Here is an 18,681-nt window from a genome sequence, read left to right on the forward strand (position 1 = left end):
GGAGGGTTCTCGCACATGGAAAATCAAGTCAAGCAAGCATATGAAGCAGCCAAAACATTATATGCCCAGCATGGAATTGATACGGATGAAGTGTTGAAGAAGCTCGCGGAAATCAAAGTATCTGTTCATTGTTGGCAGGGGGATGATGTGAGAGGCTTTCTGAATAAAGATGGAGAACTCACGGGTGGGATTTCCGTTACAGGTCAATATCCCGGGGCTGCAACGACGCCTGCAGAGCTTCGGGCAGACTTGGAACAGGCATTTTCCCTAATTCCGGGGAAGCACAAGGTTAACTTGCATGCAATTTATGCGGACACAGACGAACAAGTCGAGCTGGACCGAATTGAGCCGAAGCATTATGAGAACTGGGTGACATGGGCAAAAGAGCAAGGGCTTGGCCTGGACTTTAATCCAACCTGTTTTTCTCATGAAAAATCAAGTGACGGATTCACGTTAAGTCATCCTGATCCGGAGATTCGCAAATTCTGGATCGATCATTGCAAAGCTTCCCGCCGCATTGGCGCTTACTTTGGAGAGCAGCTGGGTCAAACCTGTGTAACCAATGTATGGGTCCCGGACGGTTTCAAGGATAATCCGGTGGATCGCATGACACCGCGGAAACGGCTCAAGGATTCTCTGGATGAGGTATTTGCCGAGAAGCTTGATCCAAAGCATCATCTGGATGCAGTAGAGAGCAAACTGTTTGGCCTTGGTTCCGAAGCGTATGTTGTGGGCTCGCATGAATTCTACATGGGTTATGGACTGCAAAATGGTACTTTAGTATGCCTGGATGCAGGACATTTTCATCCAACGGAAGTCATATCCAACAAACTGTCTTCACTGGCTCTGTTCACAAGTGGCATTCTGCTGCATGTAAGCCGTCCAATGCGTTGGGACAGTGACCATGTTGTCATTATGGATGATGAGCTGCTGGAAATTGCCCGCGAACTGGTACGTCATGATCTGCTTCCAACGACACATATTGGACTCGATTTCTTTGATGCGAGCATCAACCGGGTTGCTGCATGGGTGGTTGGTACGCGCAACACGATTAAAGCACTGCTGCGTGCCATGTTGGAACCTGTAGATGCTCTGAAATCCGCTGAGCTGGCAGGGGATTATACGCTTCGCCTCGCATTGACAGAAGAGTTCAAGTCCTATCCATTTGGAGCGATCTGGGATTACTATTGTGCCCAGCAGCAAGTACCTGTACGTGAACAGTGGATTGCCGAGATCAAAACCTACGAGCAGGAAGTTTTATTTCAGCGCGATAAGTCATTTGTATAACAAGAATCATAATATGCATGATTGGCCACAGTGGAGCAAATTGTTCCGCTGTGGTTTTTTGTATGGAAAAGCTTCGTAATGCATAACTGCGGTCAGAAGTTCCATACTAAAAATACATAAAAGGATTGTAAGGATGCTTGCTATTCTTAAAACGTAGAGGAGGGTCAATCCAAATTGAATCTCGCCAACAACAAATTGTATATTGCGGCACTTGGCGGCTTGAATGAAATAGGAAAGAACATGTATCTCATCCAGTACAATGAGGACATCATTGTCATCGACTGTGGTTCAAAGTTTCCGGATGAAACTCTGCCGGGGATTGATCTCATCATTCCCGATGTGACGTATCTGCTGGAGAATCAGGAAAAGGTCAGAGCACTTGTGGTTACGCATGGACATGAAGATCACATCGGCGGCATTCCCTATTTGTTAAAGCAAATCAATATCCCAGTGTATGCGTCCAGGCTGACGCGAGGATTGATTGAGCTTAAACTGAAGGAGCATGGGCTGCTGCGAACAGCAGATCTGCATACGATTGATGCCAAATCCAGCATTACGCTGGGTGATGTTCAGGTTTCTTTTTTTGCAACCAGTCACAGCATACCGGATTGTCTCGGTATTTTCTTTCAGACGCCGGGCGGCAATGTGGTCCATACCGGGGACTTCAAGTTCGATATGTCTCCGGTCAACGGGCCGTATCCTGATCTGCATCGTATGGCCGAGATTGGCAAACAGGGTGTTCACGTACTGCTGTCCGAAAGTACCAACGCGGAGAGACCCGGGTTTACCCCTTCCGAACGAATCGTCGGTGACCACATATTGGATGCCTTTATTCGTGCCAAACAAAAAGTATTTATTTCAACCTTTGCGTCCAACGTAAGCAGGGTGCAGCAGATTGTAAATGCAGCATTCGAAACGGGACGCAAGTTGGCACTGCTGGGCAGAAGTATGATCAATGTGGTGTCTGTAGCCAGTGAACTGGGATACCTTAATGTACCTGAGGGGCTTTTGATCGAGGCGATGGATTCGAATCAGTTTCCACCTGAAGAGGTCGTTGTGCTCTGTACGGGAAGCCAAGGTGAAACGATGGCTGCATTATCCCGTTTGGCCGCGTCCAAGCATCCTCATGTGAAAATCGCACCTGGAGATACAGTCATTATTGCCGCAGGAGCAATCCCGGGTAATGAACGTAATCTCGCGCATGTCATTGATAATCTGTATGTGCTCGGTGCACGTGTCATGTACGGTTCAACTGGCGCAGCAGGCATGCATGTATCCGGACACGGCAGCCAGGAAGAGCTCAAATTGATGCTGACCCTGATGAAGCCTGATTATCTGATTCCTGTTCACGGCGAGTTTCGCATGTTGTATCAGCATAGACTGCTGGCAGAGTCCGTGGGGATGGAACGTGATCATGTATTCATCGTCAACAATGGGGACATGATTCAGTACAAAGACGGTGTTGCTTCTCCTGGTCCCAAGATAGCTTCAGGCAATAGTCTCGTCGATGGACTAATCATGGGCGATGTCGGAAATATTGTACTGCGTGATCGCAGGCAACTGTCCTCGGATGGCATGCTGGTGATTGTAACTACGTTGAGCAAAACAGAGAAGCATATGGTTGCCTCACCCGAAATCATATCCAGAGGTTTTGTATTTGTGAAGGACTCCGAGGAATTTATGAGAGAGATTCATGAGCTGGTTCAAAGCAAGATGGAAGAGTTAACCGGAAGCGGAGCGAACCAGTGGAATGTGATTAAAAGAAAGCTGAAAGACGAGATCGGTCACTACATCTACGCTCAGACGAAACGCAGACCGATGATTCTGCCCATTATTATTGAAGTTTGAGAGAGCGGAGCAGAAGCCGATGTATGGTGATTGAAATAGTCAAAAGCCTGAGAAAATGTCGGATCATACAACGCTTGTATGACCATACATTTCAATCAGGCTTTTGCTTTTTTTGTGGTTACCTTATAGATCGTTCAGCAACCCGGATTGTCTCACGGTGGAGAGGAACTGGTTGAACTGCTCAATGTTCAATTGCTGCGCACTGTCTGAAAGGGCCACCGCCGGATTAGGATGAACCTCAACCATTACACCATCCGCACCCGCTGCAAGAGCTGCCTTGGCACAAGGAGCGAGAATGTCTTTGCGTCCGGTAGAGTGGGTTACATCCACAAGGACAGGCAGATGGGTTTCCTGTTTCAGAATCGGTACAGCAGAGATGTCGAGTGTGTTCCGTGTTGCTTTTTCATAAGTGCGAATCCCGCGTTCAATCAGCATGACCTGTTTGTTCCCCCGGGAGACGACGTATTCTGCAGCATGAACGAATTCATCAATGGTTGCCGACAAACCGCGTTTCAGCAGAATAGGGATGTTCACATCTCCCGCAGCTTTGAGCAGTTCAAAGTTTTGCATGTTACGGGCACCGATCTGGATCACATCAATGTATTCCGCAGCAAGCTCAATATGTCCCGGATGAACGATTTCACTGATCGTTTTCAGACCGAACTCGTCGGCAACTTTTTTCAGAATTTTCAATCCTTCAATGCCGAGTCCCTGGAAGTCATATGGAGAAGTACGAGGTTTGAATGCCCCTCCCCGCATCACGGTAATGCCGGCTGCTTTTAGCGCTGCTGCAACCTCGCGTACTTGCTCGTAACTTTCAACCGAGCACGGTCCAGCAATCATGATCGGTTTGCCTGCGCCAACCTTGACGTTTCCGATGGACACGACCGTATCTTCCTGCTGATTTTTGCGGCTAACGAGCAGTTGTTTCTTGTGCTCGTCGACCTGAAGGTTCAGGGAAGCCTGGAAAATCTGCTTGAACAGCAGCTTGATGGCATCGTCCTGGAAAGGCCCCGGATTGGCGGCAGTCAGTTCCTCCAGCATTTCTTTTTCGCGAACCGGATCATACTTGGGTACACCCTGTTTTTCCTTGATCAGTCCAATTTCCTGTGTAATTTGAGCCCGCTCCGACAACAAGTGGAGAAGACTATGATTAATCTCATTCAAACGGCCTCTTAACTGTTCCAAGTTCATGTTTTGATCCATGCTGAACCACTCCTTCAATATAGATATATGAAAAAACACAAAAAGGCCCTTCATCCGCAAGGGACGAAGAAGCCGTGGTACCACCCTAATTAGAAACGGTCGTGCTGAATGAATACAGCCGATTTGTTTCTCACTTTGACCTTTTAACGCAAGGAACGGATTGTCCTAGGAGCTGTATCCTTGAGAAGCAGCCCTTCAGCAATCGGCTCGGGAGTGAACTTCCGCGGTGTGTTCCTTCGGGTGCTCTCAGTCTTTGGCACCACGTCCCTGTAATGAACGATAAACTCGCGTACTCTTTCCGTCATAGCCTGTATGAATGATGATGTTCTGAATGATGATGTTCTAAATGATGATGTTCTGTCTGTACTTCATGATGCACGTTATGAATTGAAGTTATACTAGCATCTCAAGACCCTGCTTGCAAGAAGCTGAATTAATGCCAAGACTCAATAACGCTTTACTGTGACGCATTTAATATCCGTATGGGAGCTCGCGAGGTTTGATTCGGATCAGAATGGGAATAGTATTCGCCAGGGTTTGCCATTCGAAGTATAATAAAATGAATTCAAGCGAATGCGAACAAGAGGAGAAGTTATGAATAAAACGATTTCCGATATCGCTCAAATGGCGGGAGTGGCAAAGAGCACAGTCTCTCGTTTCCTGAATGGCGGTTCTGTTAGTGAGGATACCAGGCAGAAGATTGAGCGAATAATTAAACAATATAATTATGTTCCCAATACGTTTGCACAGAGTCTCAAAGCCAAAAAAACCAGTATTATTGGAACGGTTGTTCCCCGTCTGGATTCCTTTGCAACCTCGCAGACATTGATTGGCATTGATGAAGAATTAAGAAATAATCAGTATCAGATGCTGATTGCGAATACAAGTCAGGATATGCAACGTGAAATAGATGCCATTTACGATTTTGCCAGACAGAAGGTATCCGGGATTATTCTGCTTGCCGCTGAAGTGACCGATGCACATCTGAAAGCCGTTGAAGACATCGGAATTCCGGTCCTATTGGTGGGGCAACAACATGAACAGCTGCACAGTCTGGTACACAATGATGATCAGGCGGGGTATGAAATGGGCAAGTACGTTGTGGAAAAAGGACATCGAAAGATAGTCTATATTGGCGTTACCGAGAAAGATCAGGCCGTAGGAATCCATCGTAAGCAGGGGTTTAAGCGTGCAATCGACGAATGTGGCAGATGTGATGTGACATACTATGAGACAAGCTTCAAAATGTCCGAGGCCATTATTACCGCAGAAGCTATTCTGAAAGAAAGCAAACCGACTATTATTGTTGGTGCAACGGATAACATCGCACTCGGTGTGATGAAGATTGCTTTTTCCAACAAGGTGCGAATTCCACAGGATTTATCGGTTGCCGGATTTGGCGGATACGAGATCACGGAGATGATTCATCCTGCGCTGACAACAGTGAAATATCACTACTTTCAGGCTGGTCAACTGGCGGCGAATCACATTATTCGTCTGGTAAAAGGCGATCCGGTGGAGCTGTGCACGATTATTGATGTGGAGATCATTCCGCGAGAAAGCGTTGACAAATTATAAAAGGATCCTTTATGATAATTCCATCGAACCGGTTCCACAATAAATGTCCTATTGGACGGTTATGGGAACACGGTGCAGGCGAGCAAGCCACATGGAATTATTTTTTTATGCGTTATGGAACCGGTTCCTTTCATAAATGGCCAGGTGTAACATTTCTTGGTCTAATTTATATTAAGCAAGGATGGAGAACTCTTTTTATGAAAATGACTAGAAAGCAACGTTACAGACGAATCGAGCAGGCGGAGCCTGGAGAAATAGGCAAACTTGAGGCTTTGATCTCTGCATGTACGTGGAGACAGCATTACCATATCCAGCCGATAACCGGTCTGCTTAACGATCCTAACGGATTCTCATATTATCAAGGGTATTACCATCTGTTCTATCAATGGTTTCCACTCGGAACCGAGCATGGAATGAAGTACTGGTATCATACCCGATCAACGGATCTGGTGAACTGGGAGGATGTCGGAATCGGTATTCAGCCGGGGGACACCTATGATTCACATGGGGCTTATTCGGGCAGTGCTATTGAAAAAGAAGGTCAGCTGTATCTGATGTACACAGGGAATACAAGAGATAGTAGCTGGATCAGGCATCCGTATCAGTGTCTGGCGATTATGGATGAAAGCGGTTCAATAACCAAAGTGGATCAACCTGTGATCTCTGAAGTACCTGCTGGATACACGGAGCATTTCAGAGACCCCAAGGTATGGAAGCATGGCGACACGTATTATGGTGTGATCGGAGCCCAGCGCGAAGATGAGACAGGATGCACGGTGTTATATCGCTCGTCAGATCTCAGAAACTGGACGTTTCTTGGAGAGATCCAGACCCAGCTTCCCAAGTTTGGCTACATGTGGGAGTGCCCCGATTATATGGAGCTGCAAGGTCAAGGCGTGTTGATCTTCTCGCCGCAAGGAATAGAACGTCAGGGAGATTGGTACAACAACATTTTTCAGTCGGGCTATCTGATTGGTGAACCGCTTGATCTTCAGACAAGGCACTTCAAACATGGTCCGTTTCAGGAGCTGGATCGCGGGTTTGACTTTTATGCCCCGCAGACGATGCAGTCGCCGGATGGAAGGCGAATTCTGGTGGGGTGGATGGGGCTCCCCGATCTGGAATATCCGACAGACGAGAGGGGATGGGCACACTGTCTGACCATTCCGCGGCAGTTGTCCCTTCGGGAGGGGAAGTTAATTCAACAGCCAGTCTCCGAAATGGTGAAGCTGCGTGGGGGTAAGGAAGGGAAGCATATGGTTTCCACGCTTCATAATGAGACTCGATCTTTTGCGGAATTTGCAGGAGTTGCTTATGAATTGAAATGTGAAATCCGAGATGTTGACGCAGAGGTCGTAGGCATTGAACTGCGGGCGGGTGCAGAAGAGAAGACCGTGTTGCAGTATGATCGGTTGGCTCAGAAAGTGATTCTGGATCGTTCCCGATCAGGAGCCGCGCTAGCGGATCAGAATGGGAATGTACGGCGCTGCGTACTGAATGCGGATGTCCTAAAGTTCCATGTATTTATGGATTCCTCTTCCGTTGAGATTTTTGTCAACGATGGTGAAGAGGTATTCACAAGCCGTATTTTTCCAAGCAAGGAAAGTGTGGAGATTCGCTTGTTTGCACATGGAGGCAAGGCAGAGTTTCAGGCATCAAAGTGGGATTATTAGATATTACGTGAGAGGAATGAAAAACCATGTCGGATAATCAGCAGATTGCCCTGGACGTTATTCGTGCCATCGGGGGCAAAGAAAATATCGCATCATTTGCACACTGTGCAACACGTCTTCGCATCATGGTGAATGACAAGGACAAGATCGACCAGAAGCAGGTCGAGAACATCGACAAAGTCAAAGGGGCCTTTTTCAATTCGGGCCAGTATCAGATCATATTCGGTACGGGAACAGTGAACCGGATTTTCGAAGAGGTTGAAAAGCTGGGAATCGAAGGATCATCCAAGGAAGACGTGAAGAGTCAGGGTAAAAAAGAAGGCAATGCTTTTCAGCGGGCCATTCGCACGTTCGGTGACGTTTTTGTACCCATTATCCCTGTGCTGGTGGCAACAGGACTATTCATGGGATTGCGGGGGTTGCTCACTCAAAATGAAATTTTATCGCTGTTTGGTGCAACACCTGAAGACATTTCGCTCAATTTCCTGCTGTTTACCCAGATCCTCACGGACACGGCATTTGCATTTCTGCCTGCACTCGTAGCCTGGTCTGCATTCCGTGTGTTTGGCGGAAGTCCGGTTCTCGGCATCGTTCTGGGTCTCATGCTTGTGAATCCGGCGCTGCCGAATGCGTATGCTGTGGCCGATGGATCAGCACAGCCGCTGCATATGTTCGGATTCATATCGGTGGTCGGATATCAGGGCTCCGTGCTGCCTGCGTTCTTCGTGGGGCTGATTGGAGCAAAGTTTGAGAAAGTGCTGAGAAGACGTGTACCGGAGGCGCTCGACTTAATACTTACCCCTTTTATTACGTTAACGGTCATGATTACACTCGGTCTCTTCGCGATTGGTCCGGTATTCCATTCCCTGGAGGAGTGGGTGCTGCATGGAACGACAGCCGTATTGGGACTGCCATTTGGCATTGCGGGTATTATTATTGGTTTCTTCCATCAAATTATTGTCGTGACCGGTGTACATCACATCTTTAACTTTTTGGAGATTCAACTGCTGGAGAAAACGGGCTTTAATCCGTTTAATGCCATCATTACCTGTGCCATGGCTGCACAAGGAGCGGCTTGTCTGGCTGTGGGATTGAAGACCAAAAATTCGAAGTTGAAAGCACTCGCACTGCCTTCGTCATTCTCTGCATTTTTGGGGATTACCGAACCTGCTATCTTCGGAGTTAACTTGCGGTATATGAAACCATTTATCATGGGACTTGTCGGAGGCGCTGTGGGTGGATTTATCGCATCCTTGTTCCATTTGCAAGGTACAGGCATGGCGGTGACAGTTATTCCGGGAACCCTGCTGTATCTGAACAGTCAACTGCCACTGTACATTCTGTCCAACGTCGTTGCGATGGGAATTGCATTTGCGCTTACCTGGTTCTTTGGATATAAGGATCAGCCCGTTGCAGAGGAAGTAGCGAGCAGTGGAGGAGTTGAGAGCAAGTCGGAAGATCAATCGCAGAAATTAAACTCATCTGCCAGTAAGGTCGTTAATCGTCGTACCAAGGTAGATGTGTTGGAGATTGCATCACCGATCACAGGCACAGCTGTTGCTTTGGAACATGTTCCTGATCCAGCATTCTCGGAGAAACATATGGGAGAGGGGATCGCCATTGAGCCTTCAGAGGGCAGAGTGTATGCACCTTTTGATGGCGTTATCGCTCATGTAATGAACAAGAGCAAACATGCGGTCATTTTGGAACATGAAACAGGTGTTCAGATGCTTGTGCATATTGGAATTAATACTGTTGGACTGAAGGGTGAGGGTTTCACCGCATATGTGAATAGCGGAGATACCGTAACCGCAGGGCAATTGTTGATTGAATTTGACATGGAAGCGATCCAGGCTGCAGGACTGCCATTAATTACACCTGTGCTCGTCCCGAATGGGAACGATAGGATTGAACAGGTGACAGCAACTTTGACAGGCCCTGTTCAAGCTAATGGGGGAGCCATATTGGCGGTGAAATTCACAGAATCACAATAAGTTAACTTTTGATTTTGTATTTATTGTAGTATGGCAAAAGTTAAGGGCAAAAAAGACAGGACGGCGAAGTTCACCTGAGAGCGGGTCGCCGTCTTCATTTGGTCTATAAGCCAGCGTGCCGTTTCAACCGTTCTGCAATTTGGATCAGATCCTCCGGGGATACGCCGGGTGCAAACTCTTCCGGTAGATCGGGCAGTTCAGGGATGGCTCCACTGTGACCTGGCAAACCCGCAAAGGCTTCAAGTTTACCGCCATCGACTGGATGTTCTCCTTTCCAGATCTGAGCAATGCGCTGATAGTCCTTGTCACTAAAGGTATAGAGTCTGCGATGCTCACCCATCGCTTCCCATTTGCGTGTCGTATCAAACACTTTATTGTCCAGCCGCGGAATAGGAAACAACTTGGTCACATCAACTCCAGTTGCGATTTCCAATGCCTTGGCATAAGCCAGAATATGTACGCCTCCACGCACCAGCAAATATCCTGTCATCTCTCTGGCTGTTGGATGATCAGTCATCTCGTAAACTCTCATCTTGTGGGTACGAGCCCCACATTCGAGAAAGAAGTTATGCAACAGATCAAAGATCAGATTGCCACTGCTAACGACATAAGAACCATTCCAGGGTCTACCCATTGAGTCGTATGGAAGCGCCGTTTGAGCGGATTCGATAAAATGTGAAGTCATACGTGCATCCTTGCCAATACGCAGTGGTGTAGAGTCCGGATCACCTGGTGAAGTTGAGCCAACAAGCATCAGGTTAATGGTATTGGCAACAAGTTCAACGTGACCGAATTCTTCAGCCGTAATGCTGGCCACGATGTCGTAGAAGGGTCGTAGCTTCGCTTTGCCTCTAAAGTTAAAAGACTGAAACAAATAATTGTTTAGCGTTGACATTTCCCCAAACTTACCACCTAACAGTTCCTGTACCGCGCTTGCTCCATTGGGATCCGGATTATTGGATATCGGTAGTTCGATCGCAAGACGGTCAACCCGTTTAAACATTACATTTCCTCCTCAAGCCAAATTACTGTAAAGGTATGAGCGGTTACTTGTACGTTATTCGGGGATTCCAATTTGTTAATCAGGTTCAAACGGAAAACAAAAGAACGTTCTGCCAGAGCTTGTGCCCTGAACAGAACGTTTAGCATTATAAATAAAATCATTGCGATAGCTGAATTAGGAAGAGATTCCGACTACACTGGAACCGTTCTTTGTAATTTTGTACGTAATGACGTCTCCGCTCCAGAAGTGGAATTTGAGAATGACTTCGCCATTATTCGTTTCGTTGAAGAAGTTTTGTTTCAGTTCAATCACGTTGCTGCTATAATTTGGGCTGAAAGTGTAGGAAAATTCTTTGAATGAAGTCCAGTTCTGCGGACCTGCGTTGCCTCCATTGGTATACGTTGCTTCCATCGTGGCCAGCTGATTGCCATTAAAGGTAGTCGGAATCGCAAACGAGCTCGTTGTGCCTGTTGCATTGCTCAGTTTAGGCGTATCATACTTGATGATATTCAAGGTCCAGTTTGCGCCTTTGTTGAATTTGGCTGTCAGCTTGGCATTAACACCAAGATTGCCGGAAGTGGTCAGTCTGGTCAACAGGCTGGATTTTAACGTTAGCACATCACCACTGATCGTGTAATCTGTACCTTGGACAAGGGTGGTGCTGCCATTAGCAAGAGAACTAAATGTATTACCATTGAGATTGAGCTTTACTGTTTTATCCTGAATCGCTGCCCCCTTTTTAAGATAAACCAGATCCGATTCAGCTGTGGAGGAACGACCTGTCCAGCTTGCTTTCATCGTGTTATACAGATCCGGATCAGACCAGGTGAAGTTGGTACGACCAAAATGCTGTCCATTATCCCATAACATGGTCGTCATTTGTTTCTGACGCAAGTATTGGCCAATAAATTCAAAGAATTTCAACTTCTCACCTTGCTCAATTACACCTGTGTGCTGATCAAAGCCGAGCAAGCCATACTCCCCAACGATAACAGGAATACCCTTGGCAGTAAAAGCATTATAGACACGGTCGAATGTATCCGTTATATCCTTTTGCACTTCAGCGTTATATTTTGTGTATCCTGCGATATTAACACTGAATGGCCAGAAGCCATAATAGTGGACGGTTGCGATGATGTTAGGGTCATTCAATTTTGCAATCGTCTGGGTTAATGCATCGAGATCTGGTTGAGCGGAAGAAGTATGCATGGTTGGCAGAACGAGTGGACGTGTGGTGTTGTTTCCGCCTGATGCTCTCACGATGCTATGGAAAGATACATTCAATTCATCCAGCAAAGCGTATGCAGTAGCGGTATTCGTTGTGCCACCTTCGGTGAAGCGTGGTTCATTTACACTTTCGAACATCAGCTTTGTAGAAGAGTTTTTGAATTTATTTGCAATTTGAGTCCAAGCCGCATTGTAACGTGCAAGAACATTGGCATGGTCATTCTCCATATAGCTGATCCACTGCCATGAGTCGTGATGGATATTGATCATCACATAAAGGTTCGCATCAAGGGCCCAATTTACAACCTGTTGTACTCGATTCATGTAAGCGGTATCAATAGTGTAGTTAGGGGCTCCACCCATATGAGCTTGCCAGGTCACTGGAATACGTATACTCTTGTAGCCTTGATTCGCAATATTTTGTATCAGTTGCTGAGTGATCAGCGGGTTACCCCAGGCCGTCTCATCTGCACCAACCGCGTCCAGCGAGTTACCAAGATTCCAGCCCGGCTCCATCGCACTAACATAGGATTGCATTTGGGTTGGAGTGGCGGCAGCACTTGTCTGGATCGTCTCATCTGCAGCAGCAGAAGCGATGGCGGATGAGAACAGGGACAAGATCATTGCTGTTACGAGAGTGAGCGAAAGGACCGATTTTCGGTTTTTGTTCATTAACATATTCTCCTTTGTGATTATAATTGTGGATCTAAACATAGAGTTCTTGCAGAAGACATTAGCGAATAAGGTTCAGCATCGAACAAGACTCTGGCTTCTTTGAAATGGAATCAACTCCAAATTAAGTATTGAAAGCGTTTTCTAAGTTGTAAATATATCATAATTAATGAGCAGTAAATACCCTCATAATTGGAATAAAATTCATGTGGAAATTAGTGCTTATAGGATTATTTTTATTTTATTTTGATGAAAATAGCGTTACATTTAGCTCATGGTTTAATTTAAATAACTACAGGAGGGGATCATTGAATGAAACTGGATGCACATCAACATTTCTGGAATTATAATGTTCATGAATATGGATGGATCGGGGAACCTATGAACGTCATTCGGAGATCGTTTCTTCCGGAAGATCTGGAACCTTTGCTAACGAATTCAGGCTTATCAGGGTGTATAGCTGTCCAGGCGAGACAAACGGTTGAGGAAACTGAATGGCTTCTTCACTTGGCAGAGCAGCACGAGTTCATCAAGGGCGTTGTGGGCTGGGTAGATCTGTGTTCTGTAGATGTTTCACACCAACTGGAGAAATATGCCTCTAGCCCCTGGTTGAAGGGTGTACGTCATGTGGTACAGGATGAACCGGATGAGAAGTTTGTATTGCGAGACGATTTTCAGCGAGGAATTGCACTGCTGCAGCAGTATAATCTTGCTTATGATCTACTGGTGTCCAAGGAGCAATTGCCTTATGCTACAGAACTGGTGAAGATGTTCCCCGAACAGCGGTTTGTACTTGATCACCTGGGGAAACCTGATATTAAGTCGAGCAAGGTTTCACCTTGGAAGAAAGCGATATATGCACTGTCAGAACAACCGAATGTGTATTGCAAATGGTCAGGCATGATCACTGAAGCGGATTGGGATAATTGGAAACAGGAGGACTTTACTCCCTATCTCGATACTGCGCTAGAAGCCTTTGGTCCAGATCGGATCATGTTTGGTTCCGATTGGCCTGTTTGCATGGTGGCAGGTACATACGTTCAAACACTTGAGATCATAACGAAACATATAAATTCCTTTTCAGAGACGGAGCAGCAAATGATTTTCGGGGGAACCTGCGCTGCCTTTTACCAGTTATAGCAGTGCTTTAGGCAACTGATTTAGGTTTCATGATGTTGACAGTTCCCCTATTCCTTGCTAAAGTTTTATCCAATCCGCATAATTGTGATCTGGGAATGTTACCGATAAGGGCATAACCTGAGCTGGCTTGTGTACACTGCAACGTGTATCCGGGCTGGTTCGGGTTTTTTGTATTTAAGTTGAACGAACAACGATTTTACATTGGACACTGCGCTGCCAGAACAATCTTCCGATCGCTGTTATCTCCAGATTTTTTCTGTGCTCTCCGTGTATGTGTAAATGTGTAGTTCAACTTAAATATTTTGTCTTTTTAATATTTCTTGCGATTTGAGCGGATATCTGAAAACCATATTTGGAAGGAGAATGAATGAGAATGAGTAATTTTAAGTTTCCCAAAGACTTTTTGTGGGGTGGAGCCATTGCTGCCAATCAGGCGGAGGGCGCTTATCTGAAAGATGGTAAAGGACTGAGCATTGTTGATCTGCTGCCAACTGGAGAGAAACGAAGAAGCATTATGAAGGGGAATGTCCCTGCATTGACTCCGCTGGAAACCGAGTTTTATCCTTCACATGAAGCGATTGATTTCTACCATCGTTATCCCGAGGATATCGCTCTGTTTGCCGAGATGGGATTCAAAGCGCTGCGTGTGTCGATTGCCTGGGCACGGATTTTCCCAACCGGAGAAGATGCACAGCCGAATGAAGCGGGCTTGCAGTTTTATGATCGATTATTCGATGAACTGTTGAAGCATGGCATCGAACCTGTAGTGACACTTGCTCACTTCGATGTACCGGTTAATCTGATTGAGAAATATGGCAGCTGGAGAAGCCGTGAGTTGGTGACTCTGTTTGAAACATACGCGAAAACCGTATTCAGCCGTTATAAGGATAAGGTGAAATACTGGATGACGTTTAACGAGATTAATATGCTGCTGCATCTGCCATTCCTTGGTGCGGGGCTGGTCTTCAGGGATGGTGATCATGTAAAAGAGATTCAGTATCAGGCAGCACACCATCAACTGGTGGCAAGTGCACTGGCGGTTAAAACCTGTCACGAGATCATCCCGGGCGCAATGATCGGCTGTATGCTCGCAGCAGGCAGCTTCTATCCGTATACCTGTAATCCGGAAGATGTGTTCCAGGGCATGGAGAAAGACAGGGAGTCCTATTTCTTCATTGATGTTCAGTCGCGTGGAGAATACCCGGGTTATGCCAAACGTTTCTTCAAGGATCATGGATTGAATATTGCCATGCAGCCAGGTGATGCGGAAATTTTGAAAAACCATACGGTTGATTATATCGGATTTAGTTATTATTCAAGTCGTACAACCTCCACAGACCCAGAAGTCGTCAAGAACATGACCAGCGGCAATGTATTTGGTTCTGTAGCCAATCCTTATTTGGCAAAATCGGAGTGGGGTTGGACGATTGATCCCAAAGGCTTCCGTATTACAGCCAATCAACTGCATGACAGGTATCAAAAACCGCTGTTTGTTGTAGAGAATGGATTTGGAGCCCATGATGAGGTTACACCTGAGGGCGAAGTTAACGATGACTATCGAATCGATTATTTGAAACGTCACGTTGCCGAGATGGGCGAAGCTCTGCAGGATGGTGTAGACATTATCGGTTATACAAGCTGGGGACCAATCGATATTGTCAGCGCTTCTTCAGGCGAGATGAGAAAACGTTATGGTTATATCTACGTGGACCGTGACAATGAAGGTAAGGGTGACCTGAAGCGGATCAAGAAAAAGAGCTTCCATTGGTATAAAAATGTTATTGAATCGGATGGTACTCATTTAGGCGAAGCATAAGCAAGGCATTAACGAGAGAGTTTTCCCTCATATGATCGGAAGGACCATTCTTCATGGAATTTCCGATCGTTCTTTCATTGAAAGCGTTGACATGTATGTCTCTTCGCGCTATACTTGACGCAATTATATCGTTTTGGGATTGTTACTACTTGAAGTAGGCAAAACCTAAGCATCAAAAAGCAGACGTACATGTCTTGTTTATTTTGTGATGCTTCAGGTTTTTTTGTATGCCCACAAGGCGATATATGACTGCCAAGAGAGTGGATCGTGACGGGGGGATTGAAGTGAAAATAGCAAAGGTTATCAACAATAACGTCATTAGCATCTATCAGGCGGATGGAGCAGAGCTTGTGGTGATGGGGCGTGGGATTGCCTTTAAGAAAAAGCCGGGGGATAAAGTAGATGAGACCCGCATCCAGAAAGTATTTGCGCTTAAAAACAAGCAGACATCCGACAATTTCAAGATGCTGCTGCGCGAAGTACCCATGGAACTGATCGAAATTGTGGAAGAAATTATTACCTATGCCAGAGAGAATCTGGGCCGTAACCTGAATGAAAATATCTACGTTTCCCTAACCGATCATATTAACTTTGCGATTGAACGATATCGTGAAGGGGTTGAAATCAAGAATGCACTGATGTGGGAAATCAAACAGCTGTACAAAGCTGAGTTTGGACTAGGTCTGAAAACGCTGGAGCAGATCAAGTCCAGATTGAACATCGAGCTTCCACCGGATGAAGCAGCATATATTGCCCTGCATATTGTCAATGCGGAGATGAATGAAGAAGTCATCACAACGATGAACATCACGAAGTTTATTCAGCAGATTATTAATATAGCGAAATATCACTTCAAAATGGAATTCGATGAAGAGTCTCTCAGTTATTTTCGCTTCATTACGCATCTGAAATTCTTCTCCCAGAGGGTATTAAGCGGGACACATTATGACAACAACTATGACCACTTTTATGACATGATCAAAGAGAAGCACCCGGAAGCAGCCGCATGTACGGAAAAAATCGAAATGTTCGTCAACAAGGAATATAACCATCAGCTTACCAATGAAGAGAAATTATACTTGACCGTCCACATTGAACGAGTCGTTAATAGGTAGCAAATAAATTGTTGACATATTTGGTTAAATTAATATAATATGAAATTAACAGGAATTGAATACGATTTAACTGGGATTGTTACTGGTTATGCAGGCAAAACCTAAGTCATGAGAAAGTAAGGGCCGATGTGTCCAATACTTGCTCAAGGCTTAGGTTTTTTGCGTCCAAAAAAATCGGTAAGGTGCCTGTTTTAGTAAAAATGGGGGTGCACATCATGAGTCAGGAAAAACTCGCAAAAGAGATCGTCGAACTGGTCGGCGGCGAAAAGAATGTGGTATCACTGGTACATTGCGCAACACGTTTGCGTTTTGTATTAAAGGATGATGCAAAAGCAGACAAAGCCAAGCTGGAAAAAACAGAAGGAATTATCGCAGTGAAGGAAAATGGGGGACAGTTCCAGGTAGTCGTTGGCAATAAGGTGCCTGAAGTTTACAGTGCGATTGGTCAGATCAGCAACATTTTGGATGATTCTTCCGAAAAGGAAAAGCCGAGTAAGTCTGCGAAAGGTATAGGCGGCATAATCGATGTAATATCCAGTATTTTTGCACCGCTCTTAGGGGTTATGGCCGGAGCCGGTATCCTGAAAGGTTTGCTGCTCATTGCAAGCAATGTCGGCTGGCTCGAAACGACGGAAACCACATATAAGATCTTATTTGCAGCAGCAGACAGTCTGTTTTATTTCCTGCCTTTGCTGTTAGCGGTTACAACCGCTCGCAAATTCAAGGGTAATATGTTTGTGGCAATGACGATTGCTGGTGCATTAATATATCCGTCCATCGTTACGCTGAAGGCGGAGGGAACGCAAACCGATTTCTTCGGTATCCCGGTGATTTTGATGAATTATTCATCTACCGTTATCCCTATTATTCTGGCAGTTATTGTCATGAGCAAATTGGAGAAGTTCTTTAATAAGGTTCTTCACGAAAGTGTGAAAAATTTTGTCACTCCATTATTTTTGCTGGTCATTATGGTACCTCTTACTTTGCTCGTATTCGGTCCATTCGGCGTATATGTAGGTAATGCCATTGCATCTGGTCTCGTGGCTGCCTTCGGATTCAGTCCGCTGTTGGCCGGAGCTGTTATGGGTGCAAGCTGGCAGCTGCTCGTTATTTTCGGAATTCACTGGGGACTCATTCCCGTATTTATCAATAACGTTGCTGTATATGGACGCGATGGCGTCAAACCAGCTGCGACGGCTTCCATCTTCGCACAGACCGGAGCTGCATTCGGCGTTATGCTGAAAACCAAAAATAAAAAGCTGAAAACGCTGGCGGGTTCATCGACATTGACAGCCTTGTTCGGGATTACCGAACCAGCCATCTATGGTGTCACTCTACCACTTAAACGTCCATTCATCGCAGGAGTTATCGGTGGCGCTGTTGGCGGAGCCATCATTGGTCAAGCGGGGACTCAGGCTTTCGCTTCGGGCGCTCCAGGACTACTAACTTTGCCGATCTTCTATGGACCGGGTGGAGAGGGCTTCCCTGGACTGATCCTTGGGATCTGCGTATCCTTTGTTGTTTCGGCTGCATTGACGTACATTATGGGATTCAAAGATCCGGTTGAAGAAGAAGAACAAGAAAAAAGCATGGATTCCACCAATTCATCAGTAAGAACAGCGGATTCCGTGGATCAAGAAGTTCTTAGCCCGATTGAGGGGACCATTGTTGAACTGACTGAGGTTCCAGATCCGGCATTTTCATCCGGAGCGATGGGTAAAGGGATTGCCATCGAGCCGGCAGTCGGCCGTGTCGTTGCTCCTTTTGACGGTACCATTACCGTGGCATTCAAAAAGAAACATGCCCTGGCTGTCGTATCGGATACGGGGGCTGAGATTTTGGTTCATGTCGGGGTGGATACCGTTAAGCTCGATGGTCAGCACTTTACATCACACATTCAGGAAGGTGATCGGGTTAAAGCAGGAGATTTGCTGCTGGAATTCGATATCGCTGCAATCAAGGCCGCTGGTTATCATACGGTAACCCCGATCATTGTAACGAATTCTGCGAACTATGAGGATGTGGTACCTTTGATTACGGGACAAGTGCGAGTTGAAGAACCGTTACTGACCCTGTACGGTGGAAAGGGACAGGAACAAAATTAAAGATCTGCATAAGTATG

12 protein-coding genes are annotated in these 18,681 nt (G+C 46.0%); 9 read left to right on the forward strand and 3 right to left on the reverse strand.

Annotated features, from left to right (window positions below; genetic code table 11):
* The first annotated feature begins 15 nt into the window (after positions 1 to 15).
* A complete protein-coding gene (gene rhaA / locus JNUCC31_RS29265) occupies positions 16 to 1,287 on the forward strand; it encodes an L-rhamnose isomerase (protein WP_192266830.1) in 1,272 nt (423 codons plus the stop codon).
* 174 nt (positions 1,288 to 1,461) lie between these two features.
* Positions 1,462 to 3,135, forward strand: coding sequence for a ribonuclease J (locus JNUCC31_RS29270; protein ID WP_192266831.1), 1,674 nt, complete (start codon positions 1,462 to 1,464; stop codon positions 3,133 to 3,135).
* 123 nt (positions 3,136 to 3,258) lie between these two features.
* Here JNUCC31_RS29270 and JNUCC31_RS29275 read toward each other — a convergent pair whose 3' ends face one another.
* Positions 3,259 to 4,341, reverse strand: coding sequence for a bifunctional 3-deoxy-7-phosphoheptulonate synthase/chorismate mutase (locus JNUCC31_RS29275; protein WP_228469300.1), 1,083 nt, complete (start codon positions 4,339 to 4,341; stop codon positions 3,259 to 3,261).
* Between the two features lie 594 nt (positions 4,342 to 4,935).
* On the opposite strand from JNUCC31_RS29275, the gene JNUCC31_RS29280 reads away from it, so the two are divergent.
* The 3 genes from JNUCC31_RS29280 (at position 4,936) to JNUCC31_RS29290 (ending at position 9,586) form a co-directional block, all read left to right on the forward strand.
* Positions 4,936 to 5,919, forward strand: coding sequence for a LacI family DNA-binding transcriptional regulator (locus tag JNUCC31_RS29280; protein ID WP_192266832.1), 984 nt, complete (start codon positions 4,936 to 4,938; stop codon positions 5,917 to 5,919).
* 197 nt (positions 5,920 to 6,116) lie between these two features.
* On the forward strand, positions 6,117 to 7,592 hold the full coding sequence (locus JNUCC31_RS29285; RefSeq protein ID WP_192266833.1) for a glycoside hydrolase family 32 protein: 1,476 nt from the start codon (positions 6,117 to 6,119) through the stop codon (positions 7,590 to 7,592).
* Positions 7,593 to 7,618: 26 nt separating this feature from the next.
* Positions 7,619 to 9,586, forward strand: coding sequence for a sucrose-specific PTS transporter subunit IIBC (locus JNUCC31_RS29290; RefSeq protein WP_192266834.1), 1,968 nt, complete (start codon positions 7,619 to 7,621; stop codon positions 9,584 to 9,586).
* Positions 9,587 to 9,689: 103 nt separating this feature from the next.
* Here the strand turns inward: JNUCC31_RS29290 and JNUCC31_RS29295 are convergent, their stop codons facing one another.
* Both JNUCC31_RS29295 and JNUCC31_RS29300 read right to left on the reverse strand, forming a co-directional pair.
* On the reverse strand, positions 9,690 to 10,589 hold the full coding sequence (locus JNUCC31_RS29295; RefSeq protein WP_192266835.1) for a manganese catalase family protein: 900 nt from the start codon (positions 10,587 to 10,589) through the stop codon (positions 9,690 to 9,692).
* Between the two features lie 174 nt (positions 10,590 to 10,763).
* Positions 10,764 to 12,488: a cellulase family glycosylhydrolase gene (locus JNUCC31_RS29300; protein ID WP_192266836.1), complete on the reverse strand. Its 1,725-nt coding sequence runs from the start codon at positions 12,486 to 12,488 to the stop codon at positions 10,764 to 10,766.
* 312 nt (positions 12,489 to 12,800) lie between these two features.
* On the opposite strand from JNUCC31_RS29300, the gene JNUCC31_RS29305 reads away from it, so the two are divergent.
* From JNUCC31_RS29305 to JNUCC31_RS29320, 4 genes are all read left to right on the forward strand, one after another.
* A complete protein-coding gene (locus tag JNUCC31_RS29305; RefSeq protein WP_192266837.1) occupies positions 12,801 to 13,628 on the forward strand; it encodes an amidohydrolase family protein in 828 nt (275 codons plus the stop codon).
* Positions 13,629 to 14,001: 373 nt separating this feature from the next.
* Positions 14,002 to 15,444: a 6-phospho-beta-glucosidase gene (locus JNUCC31_RS29310; protein ID WP_192266838.1), complete on the forward strand. Its 1,443-nt coding sequence runs from the start codon at positions 14,002 to 14,004 to the stop codon at positions 15,442 to 15,444.
* A gap of 284 nt (positions 15,445 to 15,728) precedes the next feature.
* On the forward strand, positions 15,729 to 16,559 hold the full coding sequence (gene licT / locus JNUCC31_RS29315; protein WP_090807446.1) for a BglG family transcription antiterminator LicT: 831 nt from the start codon (positions 15,729 to 15,731) through the stop codon (positions 16,557 to 16,559).
* A gap of 215 nt (positions 16,560 to 16,774) precedes the next feature.
* Positions 16,775 to 18,664 carry a beta-glucoside-specific PTS transporter subunit IIABC gene (locus JNUCC31_RS29320; protein ID WP_192266839.1) on the forward strand — a complete coding sequence of 630 codons (1,890 nt, stop codon included), beginning with the start codon at positions 16,775 to 16,777 and terminating at the stop codon, positions 18,662 to 18,664.
* Positions 18,665 to 18,681 lie beyond the last annotated feature (17 nt).

The sequence above is a fragment of the Paenibacillus sp. JNUCC-31 genome, assembly GCF_014844075.1.
GTDB lineage: Bacteria > Bacillota > Bacilli > Paenibacillales > Paenibacillaceae > Paenibacillus.

Excerpts from the sequence above, each read along its gene's own strand:
- JNUCC31_RS29305 (WP_192266837.1), top strand. The coding sequence starts at position 12,801 with ATGAAACTGGATGCACATCAACATTTCTGGAATTATAATGTTCATGAA.
- rhaA (WP_192266830.1), top strand. The coding sequence starts at position 16 with ATGGAAAATCAAGTCAAGCAAGCATATGAAGCAGCCAAAACATTATAT.
- JNUCC31_RS29320 (WP_192266839.1), top strand. The coding sequence starts at position 16,775 with ATGAGTCAGGAAAAACTCGCAAAAGAGATCGTCGAACTGGTCGGCGGC.
- JNUCC31_RS29310 (WP_192266838.1), top strand. The coding sequence starts at position 14,002 with ATGAGTAATTTTAAGTTTCCCAAAGACTTTTTGTGGGGTGGAGCCATT.
- JNUCC31_RS29285 (WP_192266833.1), top strand. The coding sequence starts at position 6,117 with ATGAAAATGACTAGAAAGCAACGTTACAGACGAATCGAGCAGGCGGAG.
- JNUCC31_RS29295 (WP_192266835.1), bottom strand. The coding sequence starts at position 10,589 with ATGTTTAAACGGGTTGACCGTCTTGCGATCGAACTACCGATATCCAAT.
- JNUCC31_RS29290 (WP_192266834.1), top strand. The coding sequence starts at position 7,619 with ATGTCGGATAATCAGCAGATTGCCCTGGACGTTATTCGTGCCATCGGG.
- JNUCC31_RS29300 (WP_192266836.1), bottom strand. The coding sequence starts at position 12,488 with ATGAACAAAAACCGAAAATCGGTCCTTTCGCTCACTCTCGTAACAGCA.
- JNUCC31_RS29280 (WP_192266832.1), top strand. The coding sequence starts at position 4,936 with ATGAATAAAACGATTTCCGATATCGCTCAAATGGCGGGAGTGGCAAAG.
- JNUCC31_RS29275 (WP_228469300.1), bottom strand. The coding sequence starts at position 4,341 with ATGGATCAAAACATGAACTTGGAACAGTTAAGAGGCCGTTTGAATGAG.